Origin of the sequence: Geodermatophilus maliterrae, from assembly GCF_041018925.1 — a bacterium.
In the GTDB taxonomy this organism is placed as follows: domain Bacteria; phylum Actinomycetota; class Actinomycetes; order Mycobacteriales; family Geodermatophilaceae; genus Geodermatophilus; species Geodermatophilus maliterrae.
Window position 1 is genome coordinate 36,773 of sequence record NZ_JBFNXQ010000022.1, and the last position, 19,890, is coordinate 56,662.

Annotated in this window: 19 protein-coding genes; 4 read left to right on the top strand and 15 right to left on the bottom strand. The window is 75.5% G+C overall.

Going from position 1 to position 19,890, the window contains the following annotated elements; translation table 11 throughout:
- Positions 1-16: 16 nt before the first annotated feature.
- The 8 genes from ABQ292_RS09235 to ABQ292_RS09270 form a co-directional block, all read right to left on the bottom strand.
- The gene (locus ABQ292_RS09235) at positions 17-958 is read right to left on the bottom strand and encodes a type II secretion system F family protein (RefSeq protein ID WP_369205504.1); all 942 of its coding nucleotides are present in this window, start codon (positions 956-958) and stop codon (positions 17-19) included.
- Positions 955-1,818, bottom strand: a complete 864-nt coding sequence (locus ABQ292_RS09240; RefSeq protein ID WP_369205506.1) for a type II secretion system F family protein — start codon at positions 1,816-1,818, stop codon at positions 955-957. Before ABQ292_RS09240 ends, ABQ292_RS09235 begins: the two co-directional genes overlap by 4 nt.
- On the bottom strand, positions 1,815-3,068 hold the full coding sequence (locus tag ABQ292_RS09245; RefSeq protein ID WP_369205508.1) for a TadA family conjugal transfer-associated ATPase: 1,254 nt from the start codon (positions 3,066-3,068) through the stop codon (positions 1,815-1,817). Before ABQ292_RS09245 ends, ABQ292_RS09240 begins: the two co-directional genes overlap by 4 nt.
- Positions 3,069-3,227: 159 nt before the next feature.
- On the bottom strand, positions 3,228-5,879 hold the full coding sequence (locus ABQ292_RS09250) for a putative bifunctional diguanylate cyclase/phosphodiesterase (protein ID WP_369205510.1): 2,652 nt from the start codon (positions 5,877-5,879) through the stop codon (positions 3,228-3,230).
- A gap of 154 nt (positions 5,880-6,033) precedes the next feature.
- Complete coding sequence (locus ABQ292_RS09255; protein WP_369205512.1) at positions 6,034-7,584, bottom strand: acetolactate synthase large subunit; 1,551 nt, start codon at positions 7,582-7,584, stop codon at positions 6,034-6,036.
- On the bottom strand, positions 7,581-7,901 hold the full coding sequence (locus ABQ292_RS09260) for an EthD family reductase (protein WP_369205514.1): 321 nt from the start codon (positions 7,899-7,901) through the stop codon (positions 7,581-7,583). The genes ABQ292_RS09255 and ABQ292_RS09260 overlap by 4 nt, the downstream gene beginning before the upstream one ends.
- 86 nt (positions 7,902-7,987) lie before the next feature.
- A complete protein-coding gene (locus tag ABQ292_RS09265; RefSeq protein ID WP_369205516.1) occupies positions 7,988-8,923 on the bottom strand; it encodes an NADP-dependent oxidoreductase in 936 nt (311 codons plus the stop codon).
- Between the two features lie 164 nt (positions 8,924-9,087).
- On the bottom strand, positions 9,088-10,284 hold the full coding sequence (locus ABQ292_RS09270) for an acyl-CoA dehydrogenase family protein (RefSeq protein ID WP_369205518.1): 1,197 nt from the start codon (positions 10,282-10,284) through the stop codon (positions 9,088-9,090).
- 143 nt (positions 10,285-10,427) lie between these two features.
- Between ABQ292_RS09270 and ABQ292_RS09275 the strand changes: the two genes are divergently transcribed.
- Positions 10,428-10,748, top strand: a complete 321-nt coding sequence (locus ABQ292_RS09275) for a DUF4190 domain-containing protein (protein WP_369205520.1) — start codon at positions 10,428-10,430, stop codon at positions 10,746-10,748.
- Between the two features lie 19 nt (positions 10,749-10,767).
- On the opposite strand, the gene ABQ292_RS09280 is transcribed toward ABQ292_RS09275, so the two are convergent.
- From ABQ292_RS09280 to ABQ292_RS09290, 3 genes are all read right to left on the bottom strand, one after another.
- Positions 10,768-11,718 (bottom strand): HpcH/HpaI aldolase/citrate lyase family protein, encoded by a 951-nt coding sequence (locus ABQ292_RS09280; RefSeq protein ID WP_369205522.1) that lies wholly within the window; start codon positions 11,716-11,718, stop codon positions 10,768-10,770.
- Positions 11,719-11,860: 142 nt separating this feature from the next.
- Positions 11,861-12,796, bottom strand: a complete 936-nt coding sequence (locus tag ABQ292_RS09285) for a DMT family transporter (RefSeq protein ID WP_369205524.1) — start codon at positions 12,794-12,796, stop codon at positions 11,861-11,863.
- A complete protein-coding gene (locus tag ABQ292_RS09290; RefSeq protein WP_369205526.1) occupies positions 12,793-13,665 on the bottom strand; it encodes a PhzF family phenazine biosynthesis protein in 873 nt (290 codons plus the stop codon). The genes ABQ292_RS09285 and ABQ292_RS09290 overlap by 4 nt, the downstream gene beginning before the upstream one ends.
- Before the next feature lie 24 nt (positions 13,666-13,689).
- On the opposite strand from ABQ292_RS09290, the gene ABQ292_RS09295 reads away from it, so the two are divergent.
- Positions 13,690-14,928, top strand: coding sequence for a magnesium transporter MgtE N-terminal domain-containing protein (locus ABQ292_RS09295; RefSeq protein ID WP_369205528.1), 1,239 nt, complete (start codon positions 13,690-13,692; stop codon positions 14,926-14,928).
- Entirely contained in the window at positions 14,921-15,469 is a 549-nt protein-coding gene (locus tag ABQ292_RS09300; RefSeq protein ID WP_369205530.1) for a DUF1003 domain-containing protein, read from the top strand. The genes ABQ292_RS09295 and ABQ292_RS09300 overlap by 8 nt, the downstream gene beginning before the upstream one ends.
- Positions 15,470-15,544: 75 nt before the next feature.
- Here ABQ292_RS09300 and ABQ292_RS09305 read toward each other — a convergent pair whose 3' ends face one another.
- Both ABQ292_RS09305 and ABQ292_RS09310 read right to left on the bottom strand, forming a co-directional pair.
- Entirely contained in the window at positions 15,545-15,862 is a 318-nt protein-coding gene (locus ABQ292_RS09305; RefSeq protein WP_369205535.1) for an AzlD domain-containing protein, read from the bottom strand.
- On the bottom strand, positions 15,859-16,560 hold the full coding sequence (locus ABQ292_RS09310) for an AzlC family ABC transporter permease (protein WP_369205537.1): 702 nt from the start codon (positions 16,558-16,560) through the stop codon (positions 15,859-15,861). Before ABQ292_RS09310 ends, ABQ292_RS09305 begins: the two co-directional genes overlap by 4 nt.
- A gap of 233 nt (positions 16,561-16,793) precedes the next feature.
- Here ABQ292_RS09310 and ABQ292_RS09315 point away from each other — a divergent pair, with 233 nt between their 5' ends.
- Entirely contained in the window at positions 16,794-17,954 is a 1,161-nt protein-coding gene (locus tag ABQ292_RS09315; RefSeq protein ID WP_369205539.1) for an Mrp/NBP35 family ATP-binding protein, read from the top strand.
- A gap of 156 nt (positions 17,955-18,110) precedes the next feature.
- Here ABQ292_RS09315 and ABQ292_RS09320 read toward each other — a convergent pair whose 3' ends face one another.
- The gene (locus tag ABQ292_RS09320) at positions 18,111-18,524 is read right to left on the bottom strand and encodes a twin-arginine translocase TatA/TatE family subunit (RefSeq protein ID WP_369205541.1); all 414 of its coding nucleotides are present in this window, start codon (positions 18,522-18,524) and stop codon (positions 18,111-18,113) included.
- A gap of 141 nt (positions 18,525-18,665) precedes the next feature.
- Positions 18,666-19,890 (bottom strand): S1C family serine protease (locus ABQ292_RS09325; protein WP_369205543.1); only part of this gene is annotated, 1,225 nt, incomplete at its 5' end.

Sequence of the window (19,890 nt, forward strand, 5' to 3'; positions counted from 1 at the left end):
CCGTGGTCCACGGCGCTCACCGCGCCAGCGAGACGATGCTGATCAGCCCCGGGAACAGGGCGAACAGGACGGTGACCGGCAGCACCAGGAACACGACCGGCACCATCATCTGGATCTCCTTGCGGCCGCCGGCCTCGAGCAGTCGGCGCTTGCCGGCCTCCCGGACGTCGGCGGCCTGGGCCCGCAGCACCTCGGCCAGCGGCGTACCGCGCTCGATGGCCACGAGCAGTCCGTCGACGAAGCGGGCCAGTGCGTCGACCGACGTGCGGTCGGCCACCTGCTGCAGCGCCTCGGTCAGCGGCACACCGGCTCGCGCCCGGCCCAGTGCCGAGCCGAGCTCGCGCGCCAGCTCACCGCCGGACAGCCGGGTCACCCGGGCGATGGCCGCGGTCGGGCTCTCGCCCGCCGTCACGGCCAGCGCCAGCAACTCGGCCACGACGGGGAACTCGGCGAGCAGCAGCTCCTCCCGGCGACGCACCTGCTGGGTCAGCCACCAGTCGCGTCCCAGCACGCCACCGAGCAGCCCGGCCACGCACAGCAGCGCCACCGACAGCACATTCACGCTGCCGGCCAGCAGCGACCCGGCCGTCGCGAGCAGTGCGGCGCCGAGCAGCCCGAGGCCGCCCCACACCACCTGCTCGACCCGCACGTCCTCCACCGTCTGGTCACCGCCGAGGGCGTCGAGCCGGCGCCGGACGGCAGAGCGACCGCCGAGCACCCGGTCGACGAGCCGGGCGCCGTCGGCGACCACCGGGCCGAACACCCGCCGGGCGGCGGTCAGCAACCCGGGCTCGGTCGCCGTCCCGAGCAGCCGTGACGGCGGCGGGGTGTCGTGCACGTAGGGAGCCAGCCGGTCGACCAGCCGCACCGCCCGGAACGGCGGCGCGAAGGTGACGACGAGCAGCAGCCCCGTCGCCGCGGCCAGCCCCAGCAGCATCCCGAGCAGGGCTGCACTCACTGGAGCACCCGCACGTCCTGCGGCAGCCGCCCGATCCGCAGCATCAGCCGGTAGGCGACCAGGCAGACCGCGCCGCCGCCGAGCAGCAGCACCGTGCCGAGCGGCGAGTCGTAGGCGGCCAGCGTCGCCGACTGGGTGGCCAGCAGGAGCAGCACGACCCACGGTGCGCCGACGGCCAGCCGCGCGGCCTGCACCACCCAGCCCTGGCGGGTCTCGAGCTCGGCGCGGGCACGGGCGTCCTCGCGCAGGAAGGTGGCCAGCGTCCGCAGCACCCGGCCGAGGTCGCTGCCGCCGACCTCCCGGGCCACCCGCAGCGTCTCGACGATGCGGTCGCCCACCGGGTCGGCGAGGTCGGCCTTGAGCCGGTCGAGGCTCTCGCCGAACCGGCCGCTGGAGCGGTGGTCGGCGGCGAAGCGCAGGAACGGTGGCCGCAGCACCTCGGGGCCGCGGGTGCCCAGCGCCGACAGCGCCTCGGGCAGCGACAGCCCCGCCCGGACGGCGGAGGCGAGGTTGTCGACCACCTCCGGCCACACCTCGCGGAGGTCGGCGCGGCGTCGGGCGGCCAGCCGGCGCACCTGCACGTGCGGCAGGAGGAACCCGAAGACGCCGAAGGTGAGGCTGACGGTGACCGTGCCGGTGGTCAGCAGGACGACGACCAGCGCCAGCGTCCCGAGCCCGACCTGCAACGCGACGAGCTGGGCCGGGTTGATGCCGGTCAGCCCGGCCGCGGCGAGCAGCCGGGCACGGCGTCCCGGCGGGCGCGGAGCGGTCCTCCGCTGCGGCGCCCGCGGACCGCTGCGCCACACCAGCAGCAGTCCCACGCCGAGCAGCAGCCCGAGCAGCGCACCGGTCAGGCTCACGGGTCCCGCCGGCCGGCGGACGCCTCGAGCAGCGCGGCCAGGTCGAACCCCGCCGCGGCGAACCGCTCCGGGTGCGGCGGGAAGCCCTCCGCGCGGACCAGCCGGCCCTCCCGGGTGGTGAAGACGTCGGCCAGCTCGACGACGCCGTCCTCCGCGCGGCCCGGCACGGCCACGACCTCGCGCACCCGCCGCTGCCCGGAGGGCTCGGTGGCCACGTGCACGACCAGGTCGACGCTGGCCGCCACCGTCGGGACGACGAAGGCGTGACCGATGTTGTCACCGGCCAGCAGCGGCAGCGTGCACATCTTCACCACGGCCTCGCGGGCGCTGTTGGCGTGCAGCGTGCACATGCCGGGCAGGCCGCTGTTGAGCGCGATGAGCAGGTCGAGGCACTCCTCCTGGCGCACCTCGCCGACGACGATCCGCGAGGGCCGCATCCGCAGCGCCTCCTTGACCAGCCGGCGCAGCGGGATCTCCCCGGCGCCCTCGAGGTTGGGCTGGCGGGTCTGCATCGCGACGACGTCGGGCAGCGGCACCCGGAGCTCGAAGACCTCCTCGCAGGTGACCACCCGCTCCCGCGCCGGGATCGCCGTGCACAGGCAGTTCAGCAGCGTCGTCTTGCCGGCCTGGGTGCCGCCGGAGACCAGCACGTTGAGCCCCGAGGCGACGGCGGCCTCCAGGAAGCGGGCGGCCTGCACGGTCAGCGTCCCGGTGCTCACCAGCTCGTCGAGGCTGTGCGCCTGCAGCACGAACTTGCGGATGTTGACCGCCATGTGCCGCCGGGTGATGTCCGGGATGACCACGTGCAGCCGCGAGCCGTCGGGCAGCATCGCGTCGACGAACGGCTGGCTCATGTCGATCCGCCGCCTGGAGGTGCGCAGCATCCGCTCGACCAGGTCGGCCAGCTGCCCGGCGCCCAGGATCGTCGTGGTCAGCTCGCTGCGGCCGCGGCGGGCCACGAACACCCGGCCGGGCTCGTTGACCCAGATCTCCTCGACCTCGGGGTCGTCGAGGTGGCGCTCCAGCGGGCCGAGGCCGGCCACCCGGTCGAGCACGTCGCGCACCAGCGCGTCGGCGTTCCCGATCGGCGGCAGCGCCGAGGTCAGCGACCGCTCGGAGTAGTCGGCGACGACCTCGCGGACCAGCACGCGCACCGGCGCCGGGTCGGTGAACGGGTCGAGCCCGCGGCGCCGGATGAGCTCGCGCACCTCGCCGTCGACGACGTCGAGCGCGCTCGTCGCAGTCGGCACCGCACCCCCGTCGACCTGCCGTTCCGGATCCAGGACGACGGGACTGTAGGTGGGCGCCGGCGGTCCGCGGCAGCGCTGTCAGCCGATCTGTGGACAGTGCGTACCCGACCTCGGGCGCCGTCCACCCGACCGGGTGACCCCGCGACGGTGTGCGCTCCGTCAGACCGGGCGGGTCAGCACCCGCGGCGCCCGTGGCACGGGCACGGCCGCGGCGGCGTCCCGCGCCACCTGCTCGAGCAGCACGGCCTCGGCGTCGGTGCGCTCCAGCGGCCGGGCGAACAGGTAGCCCTGCGCGGAGTCGCAGTTGCCCTCGGCCAGCAGCCGCGCCTGGTGCTCGTGCTCCACGCCCTCGGCGAGCACCTCCAGGCCCAGCGTGCGGCCCAGGTCGATGGTGCCGCGCACGATCGCCGGCATCGGCTCGCCCTCGGCCATCGTGCTGACGAACGAGCGGTCGATCTTGAGCACGTCCACGGTGAACTGCTGCAGGTGCGCCAGCGACGAGTAGCCGGTGCCGAAGTCGTCCAGCGCCAGCCGCAGGCCGAGCGCCCGCAGCGCCGCCAGGCAGGCCGCCGCGTGCTCCGGGTCGCCGACGAGCGCCGTCTCGGTCACCTCCACCACGAGCGCGCCGGCGGGCAGCCCGCTCTCGGCCAGCGCGGCGGCGATGGAGCCGACCAGGTCCGGCGACGCCAGCTGCGCGGCCGACACGTTGACCGCCATCGTCATGTCGGCAGCACCCGGGTGGTCGCGCCGCCACGCGGCGGCCGTCGTGCACGCCTCCCTGAGCACCCACGCGCCGATCTCGTCGATCAGACCCGCGGCCTCCGCGGCGGGCACGAACCGGTCGGGGCCCACCGGGCCCAGCCGCGGCGAGGTCCACCGCAGCAGCGCCTCGAAGCCGGTCACCCGGCGGTCGGCCAGGGTGACGACCGGCTGGTACACCAGCCGGAACTCCCCCGCGGCCAGCGCGCCGCGCAGCTCGTGCTCCAGCTCGCGGGCGGCCTGCACGGCCGCGCGCATGCCGGGGTCGTAGACCTCCACCCGGTTGCGGCCGCCCGTCCGGGCCGCCTGCAGCGCCAGGTCGGCGTCGGCGATGAGCGACCCGCTGGTCACGTCCCCGCGGCCCACGGCGATGCCGACGGCGGCGGTGACGGTCACCGGCCGGCCCTCGAGCTCCACCGGACGGGCGAGCACCTCGAGCACGCGGGTCGCCGTCGTCAGCGCCGCGTCGTCGCCGTCACCGGCCTGCTCGACCAGCACGGCGAACTCGTCGCCGCCCAGCCGGGCCACGGTGTCGTCGGCGCGGACGGCGGCGCTCAGCCGACCCGCGACCTCGAACAGCAGCGCGTCGCCGGCGTCGTGGCCGAGGGTGTCGTTGACCGCCTTGAAGCCGTCGAGGTCGATGGTGACCACCGCGGCCGAGCCGCCGCCGCGCACGGTGCGCAGCAGCGCCTGGCCGACGCGGTCGGTGAACAGCGTGCGGTTGGCCAGGCCGGTCAGCCCGTCGTGCAGGGTCACGTGGGCCAGCGCGCGGTCGGCGCGGCGCCGGCTGGTCACGTCGGTCAGGTGGACGACGACGCCGCCGATGTCCGGGTCGTCGCTGAGGTCCACCAGCCGGACGCCGTACCAGCGGTCCTCCCCCATGCGCCGGGCGGGCACCTCGACGTCCACGACCTGCCCGCCGGCGGCCACCCCCTGCGCGAAGACGTCCACGGCGACGTCGGGGTCGATCCCGGCCGTCCGCACGACGTCCTGCGAGCTCCCGAGCTCGGCCGGCGTGGTGCCCAGCAGCCCGGCGAGCGGCGCGGGGTCGCTGAGCAGCCGGTGGTCGCGGTCGACCACCATCACCGCGTCGGCGGACCAGGCGGCCAGCTTGGTCGCGTACCGCTCCTGCGAGCGCAGCCGCGCCCGGGCCGCGGCCTCGCCCTTCAGCAGCAGCGACGCGCGCAGGAAGACCAGCAGGGTGAGGACCAGCGTGCTGGCGAAGACGGTGCTGACGGAGTTCCCGTGGCCGGTGGCGTCGGTGACCAGCTCGACGACCGGCGGGACCATGAGCGCCCCCAGGCAGATCGCGAGGCGGCCCAGGCCGGAGGCGGTGACCACATCGTCGCGCGCCGGGCGGGCCGGGGTGGCCAGCCGCCGCGAGGTCGCCGCGGCCAGCAGGAGGCTGCCCAGCAGCCAGCCGGAGTCCAGCCACGAGCCGAAGCCCTCGACCCGGTCCTGCACGAGGAAGGCGACGTCCGAGACCAGCCAGCAGGCGCACGCGGCGGCCACGGCCGGACCCGCCCACTCGCCTCGCCGGCGGCTGGTCACCAGGCGGCAGACCAGCCCCAGCAGCACGGCGTCCGCGACCGGGTAGGTGACCAGGACGGCCTGGGCGACCAGCGGGAGCGACCGGTCCGACACCGTGGCCGCGATCGACAGCTCCCACACGACCAGGAGCGCGGCCACGGTCACGCACAGCGCGTCGATCGCCCCCGACACCCGCTGCCGGTGCGATCGCTCCCGGGCGCCGGCCATGAGCCACACCCCGGTGCCGACGGCGGCGTAGGAGCCCAGGTACAGGACGTCGACGGCGGAGACGTCGGCCGCCGTGCCGGCGAGCAGCACCTGCGCCTGCCAGAGCGCGTCGCCCAGGCCCGACAGCGTGACGCCCACGGCGAGGCAGTACGGCGCCGCGCCGCGCCGCGAGGCGTGGGCGCCCGCCCAGGCCCCGGCCACGGCGACCGCGACGACGGCGAAGTACAGGGCCGTGCCGGCGTCCGTGCCGGGCAGCATCCCCTGCGCCACGACCATCCCCAGCACGGGCAGCACCGACAACACGGTCCAGGGGGCACCGGAGAGCGGCTTCCGCACGGGCGTGCGGGAGCCGTCTCCTGTCGTCATCGGGGACACACGGACCACATCGGCCCCCGGCGCCCGACACTGGAACGGATCCGTCCGGCGTTCCCCCCAGCGGGTGAGGCGGTCAGCCGGCCGGCCGCAGCACCGCCTGCACCAGGTGCGGACCCGGCTCGGCCAGCGCGGTGCGGAGCTGGTCGGCCAGCTCCTCGGCGGTCTCGGCCCGGGTGGCCGGCACGCCCATGCCGGTGGCCAGGGACACGAAGTCCAGCGCCGGCCCGCCGAGCTCGAGCAGCTGCCCCGCGCGCTCCCCGCCGCCGGAGGCACCGACCCGCGACAGCTCCCCCTGCAGGATCGCGTACGAGCCGTTGTCGTAGAGGACGACGGTGACGTCGAGCTGCTCGCGGGCCATCGTCCACAGCGCCTGGACGGTGTACATCGCGCTGCCGTCGGCCTGGAGGACCAGGACCGGCCGGTCGGGGCAGGCCACCGCCGCGCCGACCGCCATGGGCAGGCCGTCGCCGATCGCCCCGCCGGTGAGCGCCAGCCAGTCGTGCCGCGGCGCGCCCGAGGTCAGCTCGGCGATCCCGACGCCGGAGGTGATCGCCTCGTCGACGACGACCGCCCGCTCGGGCAGCAGCGCGCCGACCACCGCCGAGACCGCCCGCGGCGTCAGGCGCCCGGTGGGCAGCTCGGGGCGGGAGGCCTCGAGCAGGGGCCCCGGGTCGCTCGCCGACAGCATCTCGCCCAGCTGCCGGAGGGCGGCGACGCCGTCCTCCCCCGGCTCGGACAGCACGTGCACCGTGCAGTCGTCGGGCACCGGCGTGCCGGGGACCCCCGGGTAGCCGAAGAAGTGCACCGGCGCGGTCGCCCCCGCCAGCACCAGGTGCCGGGTGCCGGCGAGGGCCTTGATCGCCACCTCCGGCGGATAGGGCAGCTTGCCGACGTCGGGCAGCCCGGCGCCGCGCACCATCCGCGCCGGGAACGTCTCGGCCAGCAGTCGCGCGCCGCTGCCCGCGGCGACCCCGGACGCGACCAGCAGCCCGTCCTCGCTCGCGACGACGTCGCCCCCGAGGAACAGCACGGCCGGCTCGCCGGACTGCAGCGCCGACGCGACCCCGGCCACCCGGGACTCGGGCGGCACCGGCGCAGCGCGGTACGGCGGCGGGTCGGCCACGGCAGCGCCGTCCTCCCAGGAGACGTCGGCGGGCAGCACCAGCGTGGCGATCTGCCCGCGGGCGGCCGCGGCGACGGCGTCCGCGGCGTCGGCGGCGACGTCGGCCGGCGACAGCGACCGGCGCACCCAGCCCGACACCGTGCCGGCGAGTGCGTCGATGTCGCTCTCCAGCGGCGCGTCGAGCCGCTTGTGCGAGCGGGCGTGGTCACCGACCACGTTCACCATCGGCGCACGGCCGCGGCGGGCGTTGTGCAGGTTGGCCAGGCCGTTGCCCATGCCGGGCCCGAGGTGCAGCAGGGTCGCGGCGGGCCGGCCGGTCATGCGCGCCCAGCCGTCGGCGGCGCCGGTGGCCACGCCCTCGAAGAGGGTCAGCACCCCGCGCATCCCGGGGACGTCGTCGAGGGCGGCGACGAAGTGCATCTCCGACGTGCCGGGGTTGGCGAAGCAGACGTCAACCCCCGCGTCGACCAGCGTGCGGATCAGTGCCTGGGCGCCGTTCACCGGGAGACGTGGACCTCGGTGACCTCGTAGTGCGTCATCGTCGCCCCGCCGGTGGCGAAGTTCGCGACGTCACCGGCCGCGACCTTCCCCTCCTCGGACGCGAACGCCGCGCCCATCGCCTGCTCGGAGTCGAAGTCCAGCGCGGCGACCAGGTAGGGCGCGGGCGTGGAGGGGTCCAGGGCCTGCGGGTGCCCGACGGTCAGCCGGACCAGCCCGGGCATCTTCGTCGCCAGCGGGGTGTGCGTGTCGCGGTAGTACGCGTCGAACGCCCCCGGGTCCTCCGGCTGCCCGTAGCTGACGACGAGCCTGTGCACCATCGACCGCACCTCCATCGCACGCCGGGCCCCACTGCCCGGCACCGCCCCCACCCTGTCAGGCCCCGCGGTGGGCGCGCGACCGCAGCTCAGAAGGTGATCACCAGGCGGCCGCGGACGCCGCCGGCGGCCAGCACGCGGTGGGCCTCGGGCGCCTCCTCCGGCGCGAACGTCCGCGCCACCCGGAGCGTCACCGCGCCCTGCTCGACCTGCTCGCGCAGCCGGTCGAGCGCCGCGGCGTTCTCCGCGTAGCGGCGCACCAGCGTCGGCAGCACCTCGACCCGGCCCGAGCCGTCACCGCGGTAGCCGCGCACGGTGGCCACCTTCCCGCGGTCGCGGACCGCGGGCAGCACGAGGGCGTCCTGCACCGACCCGTCGGCCAGCCCGTCGACGCCGTCGGGGAACTCGGCGCGGATGCGCTCGGCCACGTCGTCGCCCCGCCGGACGACGACGTCGGCACCGAGGTCGCGCACCAGCTGCTCGTCGGCCTCCGACGCGTCGGCGACGACGGTCAGCCCGTCCGCCTCGCCCAGCTGGACCACGTAGCCGCCGAACGCCCCGGCCGCGCCGGTCACCGCGAGCACCGAGCCGGCCGGCAGTGCCATCTGGTCGAGCGCGAGGCGGGCGGTGAGGCCGTTCATCGGCAGGGTCGAGGCGGCGACGGCGTCGGCACCGGCCGGCACCCGGGCGACCGAGGCGGCCGGCAGCACGAGGTCCTCGCGGTAGCCGCCGTGCGCACCGGTGGGGACGACGATCCCCATGACGGCGTCCCCGACCGCGACACGGTCGACGCCCCCGCCCACCTCGACCACCTCACCGGCGGCGTCCATGCCCGGCACCCACGGCGGGGTCTTCACCGGGTCGCGGCCGGCGTAGGCGCCGCTGCGCAGGTGGGTGTCGGTCGGGCTGACCGCCGCGGCCCGCACCCGGACCCGCACCCGGCCGGGCCCCAGCGGCTCGTCCGGCACGTCGACGACGGACAGGGCCTCGGGCCCGCCGAACTCGGTCACTCCCACGGCTCGCACGTCCCGACCCTAGAAGGACCCGGCTCCGCACCTCCTCGCGCGGTCGGCGCCTCGGAACTCGTGCTCTGGTCCGCATGCGGACCAGAGCACGAGGTGCCGGCAGGACGAGCCCGGCCCCCGTCCCGCGTGCGGGACGGGGCCGGGTCGGCTCCGGACGGCGGACGTCAGCGCCGGAGGCCGTAGTCCTTCAGCAGGCCGCGGCTGATGATCGTCTTCTGGATCTCGCTGGTGCCCTCACCGATGAGCAGGAACGGCGCCTCGCGCATGAGCCGCTCGATCTCGTACTCCTTCGAGTAGCCGTAGCCGCCGTGGATGCGGAAGGACTGGGTGGTCACCTCGGCGCAGTACTCGCTGGCCAGCAGCTTGGCCATGCCGGCCTCGACGTCGTTGCGCTTGCCCGCGTCCTTGAGCCGGGCGGCGTTGACCATCATCAGGTGCGCGGCCTCGACCTTGGTGGCCATCTCGGCCAGCTGGAAGGCGATCGCCTGGTGCTGCACGATCGGCTTGCCGAAGGTCTCCCGCTGCTGGGCGTACTCCACGGCCAGCTCGAAGGCACGGATGGAGATGCCGCAGGCGCGGGCGGCCACGTTCACGCGGCCCACCTCGACGCCGTCCATCATCTGCGCGAATCCCCGGCCGGGCTCCCCGCCGAGGATCGTGTCGGCGCCGGTGCGGTAGCCGTCGAACACCAGCTCGGTGGTGTCGACGCCCTTGTAGCCCATCTTGTCGATCTTGCCGGGGATGGTGAGACCGGGGGCGACCGTGCCGAAGCCGGCCGGCTTCTCGACCAGGAACGTCGTGAGGTTCTGGTGGGCCTTGTCCGCGCCGAGGTCGGTACGCACCAGCGCGGCCACCAGCGTCGAGGACCCGCCGTTGGTCAGCCACATCTTCTGGCCGTCGACGACGTAGGAGTCGCCGTCCTTGACCGCCTTGGTGCGGATGCCGGCGACGTCGGAGCCCAGGCCCGGCTCGGACATCGAGAACGCGCCGCGCACCTCGCCGGTGGCCATGCGCGGCAGGAAGTGCTCCTTCTGCGCCTGCGTGCCGTGCTGGCGGATCATGTAGGCGACGATGAAGTGGGTGTTGATGACGCCCGAGACGCTCATCCAGCCGCGGGCGATCTCCTCGACCACCAGCGCGTAGGTCAGCAGCGACTCGCCCAGTCCGCCGTACTCCTCGGGGATCATCAGCCCGAAGATGCCGAGCTCCTTGAGCCCGTCGACGATCTCGGTCGGATAGGCGTCGGCGTGCTCGAGCTCCTGGGCGTGCGGGATGATCTCCTTGTCCACGAAGCTCCTGACCGTCGACAGGATCTCCTTCTGGACGTCGGTCAGGTCGGCGGTCTGCGCCAGTCGGGCCACGCTCACTCCTCCGGGACTCCGGTGTCCGTGTTACCGGCGAGTATGGGCCACCACCCCCTGACCGTCGCCGTGTCCTGGGTCACCGGCGCCCCCTCGGGACGTCGGGCGTCTACGGTGCCGCGGACGGCACCGAGGAGGACGCGATGAGCAGCACCCAGGACCCCTACGGACCCGTGGGGTACGGCGCCCCGCAGGGCTACGGGCCACCGCCGGGATGGCCGCCCCTCCGCCGGCCGACCAACAGCCTGGCCATCGTGGCGCTGGTCCTGGCCTTCGTCTTCGCCCCGGCCGGGCTCGTCCTCGGCGTCGTCGCCCGCCGGCAGATCCGCGAGACCGGCGAGGAGGGCGACGGCCTGGCGCTCGCCGGCATCGTCATCGGCGCGATCGGCACGGCGCTGGCCGTCCTCGGGATCGTGCTCGCTCTCCTCGCCCTCGCGACGGTCGCCGGCAGCTTCGCACCCTGACCCCTCCGGCGGGGTCCTCCTACTCGGGCGGGGTGAACGACGAGGTGCGGCCCATCCCGGCGGCGCGGCCCTTGCCGGCGATGACCAGCGCCATCTTGCGGCTGGCCTCGTCGATCATCTCGTCACCGAGCATCGCCGAGCCCTTCTTGCCGCCGGCCTCGGAGGTGTACCAGTCGTAGGCGTCGAGGATGAGCTCGGCGTGGTCGTAGTCGGCCTGCGACGGCGCGTAGATCTCGTTCGCGGCGTCGATCTGGCCGGGGTGCAGCACCCACTTGCCGTCGAAGCCGAGGACGGCGGAGCGCTTGGCGACCTCGCGGAACGCCTCCACGTCGCGTACCTGCAGGAACGGCCCGTCGATGGCCTGCACGCCGCGGGCGCGGGCGGCCATGAGGATCTGCATGAGGATGTAGTGGAACGGGTCGCCCGGGTAGTCCGGGTGCAGGGCGCCCACCACGAGGGACTTCATGTTGATGCTGGCCATGAAGTCGGCCGGGCCGAAGATGATCGTCTCGATCCGCGGGCTGGCGAAGGCGATGTCGTTGACGTTGACCAGGCCCTGCGCGGTCTCGATCTGCGCCTCGATGCCGATCCGCCCGACCTCGAGTCCGTTGGCCTTCTCGACCTGGGTGAGCAGGAGGTCCAGCGCCGCGACCTGGGAGGCGTCGGCGACCTTGGGCAGCATGATGCAGTCGAGGTCGGCCCCGGCACCCTCGACGACCTCGATGACGTCGCGGTAGGTCCACTCCGTCGTCCAGTCGTTGACCCGGACCGTGCGGATCTTCTCGCCCCAGCCGCCCTCGGTGAGCGCCGCGACGATGTTCTTGCGCGCGCCCGGCTTGGCCAGCGGTGCGCAGGCGTCCTCCAGGTCCAGGAACACCTGGTCGGCCGGCAGCCCCTTGGCCTTGTCGAGGAAGCGCGGGTTGCTGCCCGGCACGGCCAGGTTGGAACGGCGGGATCGGAGCTCGGCCACGGTGCCTCCGCTGGGGTGGTGGGGTGGGCCGACGACACGGCGTCGGTCGATGATCGGCCACCGGAGGGTAACGACGCGCATCGGCCCCGTCGCAGGGTCCCGCCGCGAGCCTGCGAGTGGCGGGGGGCGACGGGGTCCTTCCTCAGGTGACCGGCTCGACCGGCGTCGGCGGCCGGCTCGCCCGCACCACGAGCGCCACCCCGGCGACGACGGCGACCATGCCCGGCAGCGCCAGCAGCGGCGGCGTCTGCCCCAGCAGGACGAGCGCCACCAGCAGGGCGCCGGGCACCTCGAGCAGCACGGCCAGCCCAACGACGGTCGGCCCGACGCTGGAGAGCACCAGGTTGAGCAGCGTGTGCCCGAACAGCTGCGCGCAGACGGTGATCGCCGCGATCAGCCACCAGTCGCGCGCGCTGAACCCGGCCAGCGCCGTCCCGGTCACCAGCGCCGCGAGAGCCAGCGCGACCGCGCAGGTGGAGTAGCAGACGACGGAGTAGGCCGACGTCGCCAGCCGGGCGCGCGCCCGCGCCCCGGCCAGCATGTAGCCGCCGGCGCAGACCGCGCCCAGCAGCGCCAGCCCGTCGCCGGCCAGCGCCTCCAGGCTCACCGCGACGTCGACCCCGGCGATCAGCGCGGCCCCCACCACCGCCAGCGCCAGCCCCCACCAGACCTGCGCGGGCAGCCGGACGCCGGACACGCGGGCGGCCAGCGCCGTCCAGATCGGGGTCGTGGTGACCAGCGCGGTCGACGCGGCGACCGTGGTCATCGACAGGCTCGGCAGCCACGCGGCGAAGTGGGCGGCGAGGAAGAGCCCGGCCACCACCGAGCTGCCCAGCTGCCGCGGCCGCAGCCCGGCCAGGGTGGCCCGCTCGCGGCCCAGCAGCACCGGCACGAGCAGGGCGGCGCCGGCGGCGTTGCGCCAGAAGGCGATGGCCAGGAACGACGTCGTCACCAGGGCGGTGAGCGGTCCGGAGAACGAGACGCCGACGACGGCGATGCCCATGAGGACGACGTCGCGGCCGCCCGGCCGGTGCACCGCCCACGGTGAGGGCGCCGCGGTGACCTGCCCGGCGCTCACCAGGGGACCCGGATGCGGCCGGCGGCCACGGGCACCACCGCGCCGGCCACCGTGGCGCCGGTCGCCCGGCCTCCTGCCGCGGTGACCGTGCAGGACAGCAGCGAGGGCCGGCCCATGACCTCGCCCTGGCGCACCGTGTAGGCCGACGTCGCCCCCGGCGCGAGCAGCCCGGTCGCGACCAGCCAGACGCCGGCGCCCAGCGCGGCCGAGCCGGTGGCCGGGTCCTCGCCCCAGCGCAGGTCACCGGCGAAGACGCGGGCGCGGGCGGTCGACGTCGCGGCGTCCCAGGACAGGACCGACACCCCCTCCCCCACGCCCAGCGCGTCGAGGGCGGCCGGGTCGGGCGCGGCGCGGTCGACGACGTCCGGGTGCACGGCGAGGAACGCGAACGGCAGGCCGCAGCCGGCGACGTGCGCGGGCAGCCCGACGACGTCGGCTCCGCCGAGCCCCACGGCCGCGGCCAGCGCCGCGGGATCCGGCCCGTCCTCGAGCGTCGGCCGCCCGCCCGACAGCGTCGCGCCGTCGCCGTCGACCACGACGTCGAGGACGCCGGCGCCGCACTCCTGGCGCAGCGTGCCGGCGGGCAGCCGGCCGGTGCGGACCAGCGTGTGCGCCGCCCCGACGCTCGGGTGCCCGGCGAAGGGCAGCTCGGCGTAGGGCGTGAAGATGCGGACCCGGTAGTCGGCCCTCGGCTCGGTGGGCGCGCAGAGGAACGACGTCTCCGACAGCGCGAACTCGTTGGCCAGCGCCTGGCACTGCTCCGTGGTCAGGTCGTCGGCGTCGAGGACGACGGCCAGCGGGTTGCCCGCGAAGGCCCGTGGCGCGAAGACGTCGACGACCTCGTACACCACGGAGGCGGGGGCGGCCACGCACCGACGGTAGCCTCAGGGATCGTGACCACGGTGACCAGGGCGTACGTCTCCCGGCTCGCCGGACTGCCCGTCTTCGACCCCAACGGCGACCGCGTGGGCCGGGTGCGCGACGTCGTCGTGGCGCTGCGGGTGGGCACCGCCACCCCCCGCGTGCTGGGCCTGGTCGTGGAGGTCGTGGCCCGCCGCCGCATCTTCGTGCCGATGGGCCGGGTCACCTCCGTCGACCCCGGCGCGGTGGTGCTCGGCTCCGGCACGCTCAACCTCAAGCGCTTCGAGCAGCGGCGCGGCGAGACGCTGGTGCTCGGCGAGCTGCTCGACCGCACGGTCACCATCCGCGAGTCCGGCCGGCCGGGCACCGTCGTCGACGCCGGGATGGAGCAGACCCGCACCGGCGAGTGGCAGATCACCCGGCTCGCCGTGCAGGAGCCCGGCCGGATCGGCCGCCGCGGCCAGCTGCACCAGCTGGCCTGGGACGAGGTCTCCGGCCTGGCGCTGCCCGAGACCGGGCAGGGCGCCGAGACGCTGATCGCCACCTACCGCGAGCTCAACGCCGCCGACCTCGCCCACGCGCTGCAGGACCTGCCGATCAAGCGGCGGCACGAGGTGGCCGAGGCCCTCGACGACCAGCGGCTGGCCGACGTCCTCGGCGAGCTGCCGGAGGCCGAGCAGATCACCATCCTCGGCACGCTGGAGGAGGCGCGCGCCGCCGACGTCCTCGAGGAGATGGACCCCGACGACGCCGCCGACCTGCTCTCGGAGCTGTCCAACGTCGACCGCAACCGGCTGCTCGAGCTCATGGAACCCGGCGAGGCCGAGCCGGTGCGCCAGCTGCTGCAGTACACCGAGGACACCGCCGGCGGCCTCATGACCAGCGAGCCGGTGATCCTCACCCCGGACGCCACGATCGCCGAGGCGCTCGCGCGGGTGCGCGAGCCCGAGCTGACGCCGGCGCTGGCCAGCCAGGTCTACGTCTGCCGGCCGCCCTCGGCCACCCCGACCGGGCGCTACCTGGGCCTGGCGCACATCCAGCGGCTGCTGCGCGAGCCGCCGTCCACGCTGGTCAGCGGTGTCCTCGACGACCTCGAGCCGCTGCAGCCGGGCACACCTCTGGCGGAGGTGACCCACTACTTCGCCACCTACAACCTGGTGGCCGCCCCGGTCGTCGACGAGCAGGGCCGGCTGGTGGGCGCGGTGAGCGTCGACGACGTCCTGGACCACCTGCTCCCCGAGGACTGGCGGGAGCGGGCCCGCCGTGGCTGACGGCCGGCGGCTCGACGTCCCGCGCGGGTCGCCGCGCGGCCTGGGCAGCTACCTGCGGCTCGACCCCGACGCGGTCGGCCGGTTCGCCGAGGGGATCGCGCGCTTCCTCGGCACCGGCCGCTTCCTCGCCGTCCAGACGCTCATCGTGATCGTCTGGATCGCGCTCAACGTCTTCGCCGTCCGCCTGCGGTGGGACCCCTATCCCTTCATCCTGCTCAACCTGGCCTTCTCCACCCAGGCCGCCTACGCCGCGCCGCTGATCCTCCTGGCACAGAACCGGCAGGCCGACCGCGACCGGGTGCAGGCCGAGGAGGACCGCGCCCGGGCCGCCTCCACCCGCGCCGACACCGAGTACCTGGCCCGCGAGCTCGCCGCGCTGCGCGTGGCGGTCGGCGAGCTGGCCACCCGCGACTTCATCCGCGGCGAGCTGACCCGGCTGGCCGGCGAGGAGGGTGACGACGCCGAGAAGCGGGAGCGCAAGCGCCGCAAGCAGGCGGAGCGGGCGGAGCGGGAGCGGGAGCGGCGCGAGTCGGTCGGCTGACGGGGTCGGCCGAGGACGGCGCGGCGGTGCCCGCTCCGGGAGGGCGCCGCCGGTCGACGTCCGGCGGGGCGCCGGTCACGTGGTGAGGACGTGGACCAGTGCCCCGGTGGCGCCGGCCAGGGTGAGCACCACGATGAACGGGGCGCGCAGGGCCAGCGCGAGCGCGGCGACGGCGAGCCCGGCCAGCCGCCCGTCGACCACGAGGCCCTGGCCGGAGGCCAGTGTCTGCACCGCGACCAGCGCCGCGAGCAGCGCGGCGGGGACGAAGGTGACCACGCGGGTGACCCACGGCCGCTCCACCCAGGCCGCCGGCACGGAGAGCCCGGCCAGCTTGAGCAGGTAGCAGCCCAGCGAGCCGACGACGACCACCGCCCACAGCGTCCCGCTGCTCACGCCGCCGCCTCCCGCTGCTCCGGACGCGGCCGGCCGGCCAGCGCGACCGCGACGACGGCGGCCACCACCTGCACACCCGCGGGCACGAACGGCGTCAGCGCGAGCGCCACGGCCGCGCCGCCGAGCGCGACCCGGCGGGCGACGGCCAGCTCCTCGGCGCCGGCCCGCAGCCGCGGCCACAGCAGGGCCAGGAAGGCGGCGGGGACGACGGCGTCCAGCGCGGCCTGCGCGGTCTCCCCCAGCGCCGCGGCACCGAGCGCGCCGACCAGCGTGGTGGCGTTCCAGACCGCGTAGATCGTCGCCCCGCCGGCGAGGAACCCCAACCGGGCCAGCCCGCGGTCGGGCGCGGCCACGGCCAGCGCCGTCGTCTCGTCGATGACCCACTGCGCCAGGCCGAGCCGGCGCAGCAGGCCCCGCGGGGCGAGCAGGGGTGCGAGGCGGACGCCGTAGACGGTGTTGCGGGTGCCCAGCAGCAGGGCGCTGCCGATCGCGGCCGGCCCGCTGCCGCCGGCGCCGAGCACGCCGACCAGCGCGAACTGCGAGGCGCCGGTGAACATCAGCAGCGACATCGCCAGCGCCTGCCAGGGGTCCAGGCCCGCGGCGTCGGCGGCCGCGCCGAAGGCGACGCCGTACAGGCCGACGGCCACCCCGAGCCCGATCGCGTCGCGCAGGACGGCGGCACGGACGGAGCGGGACACGGCGTCCGACGCTACCGACCGGCTCCGGGCGCCCCGTCGACCCGGGGACGCGGCGCGCGTCCCGGCGTCGACCAGCACGGCAGCACTGCGCGTCGTGCGCAACACATCACCCCGACGCCGGGCGGCACCCGGTGCCGATCGCCGTACAGTGGCAGGTGGCCCGAGTGGCAGGACGCCGCCGCGCGCGGCGGGTCGCCGACCGGGTCCCCCCGTCGAAGGAGACACAGGCACCCATGTCCGACACGCTGACCGGCTCACCGGCGCTCGACGCCGTCAACGCCGCTCTGGCCACCGTCCAGGACCCGGAGATCAACCGTCCGCTGACCGACCTCGGCATGGTCAAGGACGTGCAGATCGGCGTCGAGGGCGACCCGGGCGCCGTGCGCGTCGAGGTCTACCTCACCGTGGCCGGCTGCCCGATGCGCGAGACGATCACCAACCGCGTCACCCAGGCGGTCTCCGCCGTCCCCGGCGTGACCTCGGTGCAGGTCGGCCTGGACGTCATGAGCGACGAGCAGCGCGCCGAGCTGCGCAAGACCGTGCGGGGCAGCGACACCGCCGAGCCGGTCATCCCCTTCGCCCAGCCCGGCTCGCTCACCCGCGTCTACGCCGTGGCGTCCGGCAAGGGCGGCGTCGGCAAGTCCAGCGTCACGGTCAACCTGGCCGCCGCGCTGGCGAGGAAGGGCCTGTCGGTGGGCGTCGTCGACGCCGACATCTACGGCCACTCGGTGCCGCGCATGCTCGGCGTCGAGGACAAGCCGACCCAGGTCGACAACATGATCATGCCGCCGCAGTCGATGGGCGTGAAGGTCATCTCGATCGGCATGTTCACCCCGGGCAACACCCCGGTGGTGTGGCGCGGACCGATGCTGCACCGCGCGCTGCAGCAGTTCCTCGCCGACGTGTGGTGGGGCGACCTCGACGTCCTGCTGCTGGACCTCCCGCCCGGCACCGGTGACGTCGCGATCTCCATCGCCCAGCTGCTGCCCACCGCCGAGATCCTCGTGGTGACCACGCCGCAGCTGGCCGCCGCCGAGGTGGCCGAGCGCGCCGGCGCGATCGCCACGCAGACCCACCAGCAGGTGGTCGGCGTGATCGAGAACATGTCGTGGATGGAGCTGCCCGACGGCACCCGCATGGAGGTCTTCGGCTCCGGTGGCGGTCAGACGGTCTCCGACGCCCTGACCCGCACGCTGGGCGCCCGGGTGCCGCTGCTGGGCCAGATCCCGCTCGACACCCGCCTGCGCGAGGCCGGCGACGCCGGGGCGCCGATCGTGCTGGCCGAGCCGGAGTCGGCCGCGGCGAAGGCGCTGTCCGCGATCGCCGACTCCCTCGCCGTCCGCCAGCGCGGGCTGTCCGGGATGTCGCTGGGGCTCACCCCCGTCCGCCGCTGACGCACTGACCGCCAGGAGGCCGGCACCCCGTTCGGGGTGCCGGCCTCCTGCGTTCGGGGATCAGGGGCGCGGCGGCTCGTGCGGCCGTCCGCTCGGCTCGCGGGACCCCGGTGGTGCTCGCTCAGCGCAGCAGGGGAACGGCACGTCGCCGCGGTGTCACGTCGCGTCGACGTCGAAGGGCGGTGGGGTGGCGCGGTCGCGGGGACGGGCGACGTCGCGGCCCGGCTTGACCAGCCCTGCGGCGGTGGCCCCGGTCGCGGCCCCGGCGACCAGCCCCGGCGTGCCGGTGGCGCTGCCGCGGCGCACCGGCGGCGCGTCCTCGTCGGCGAGCAGCTGCTCACGGATGAAGGTCTTCGGGTGGTAGCGGCGCAGGTCGAGGTCGCGCAGCCCGGCCAGCTCGTCGCCGAGGGACTCGTCGACCTGCGCCCGCACGCCGGTGAGCGCGGCGCGGACCCGCTTGAGCCCGGCGGCGGCGTCCTTGGCGAGGGTGGGCAGGCGCTCGGGGCCGAAGATGAACAGCGCGGCGAGCGCGAGGACGACGATCTCGCCCCAGCCGATCGAGTCGAACACGCGCTGCCCCCAATCTCCGGAGCAAGCCTAGACGGCCCCGTCCCGGGTCCCGCCGAGCGGCGGGGGCCGGGGAGGAGGGGTGGCCCCCCTGCAGGGTCCCGCCGCGAGCTCGCGAGTGGCGGGGGGCAGGGGGGTCCTTCCTCAGGCCTGACCGAGCGTGACCTGCACCGTGGTGGACCGCCCGTCGCGGATCACCTCGAGGGTGACGGCGTCGCCGGGCCGATAGGAGTCGACGGCGACGACGAGCTCCTCGGAGCTGCCGACGGGCTGGTCGTCGACGGCGATGACGACGTCGCGCTCCCGGATCCCCCCGTCGGCCGCGGCGCTGCCCGGCTCGACGTTGAGGACCAGCGCGCCGTCGCGGGTGCCGTCGCTGACCGAGCGGGTGTTGACGCCGAGCGAGGCGTGCACCGCGGCGCCGCTGGCGATGAGCTGCTCGGCGACCTCGCGGGCGGTGTCGATCGGGATGGCGAAGCCGAGGCCGACGCTGCCACCGCCGAGGGAGGCGATCGCGGTGTTGATGCCGATGACCGCCCCGGTGGCGTCGACCAGCGCACCGCCGGAGTTGCCCGGGTTGATCGGGGCGTCGGTCTGCACGGCGCTGATCACCGCGTTGGTGTCGCTGCCCTCCCCCGCCAGCCGGACCGGCCGGTCGAGGGCGCTGACGATGCCGCTGGTGACGGTGCCGGCCAGGCCCAGCGGGGAGCCGATGGCCACCACCGGGTCGCCGACGACCAGGTCGTCGACGCTGCCGAGCGAGGCGGTGACCAGACCCGGGCGCTCCACCTTGACGACGGCGATGTCGCTGGCCGGGTCGCGGCCGACGATGCGGGCCTCCGAGCCGGTGCCGTCGCTGAAGACCGCGCGGAGCTCGGCGCCCTCGACGCCGTCGGCGCCGGAGACGACGTGGTTGTTGGTGACGATGTAGCCGTTCTCGCCGTCGACGACGACGCCGGACCCGGTGGCCCCGACCTCGCCGACGCGGACCTCGATCGACACGACCGCCGGGGTGACCGCGCCGGCGATGTCGGACACCGACCCGGGCTCGCGGGTGACACCCTCGTCGGTCTGCGACAGCGTCGTCCCCGGGGCCAGCAGCGGGGTCTCCGCGGCCTCGCGGGTGAGCAGGTAGCCCACCCCGCCGCCGAGGGCGCCGGCGAGCAGGACCGCGAGCGCGACGAGCGCGGCGACCCGCACCGACAGGTCGCTCAGCCGCAGCTTCCTGCGGCCCCTGCGGTCGACGACGACCGGGCCGTCCTGCTCGGACTCGTCGGCGAACACCGCCGGTCCGGTGAGCCCGGCCGGGGCGTGCGGGTCGCGCCACGGGTCGCTGCGCGCGTCGGGCTTCCACCACGGGCCGGCCGAG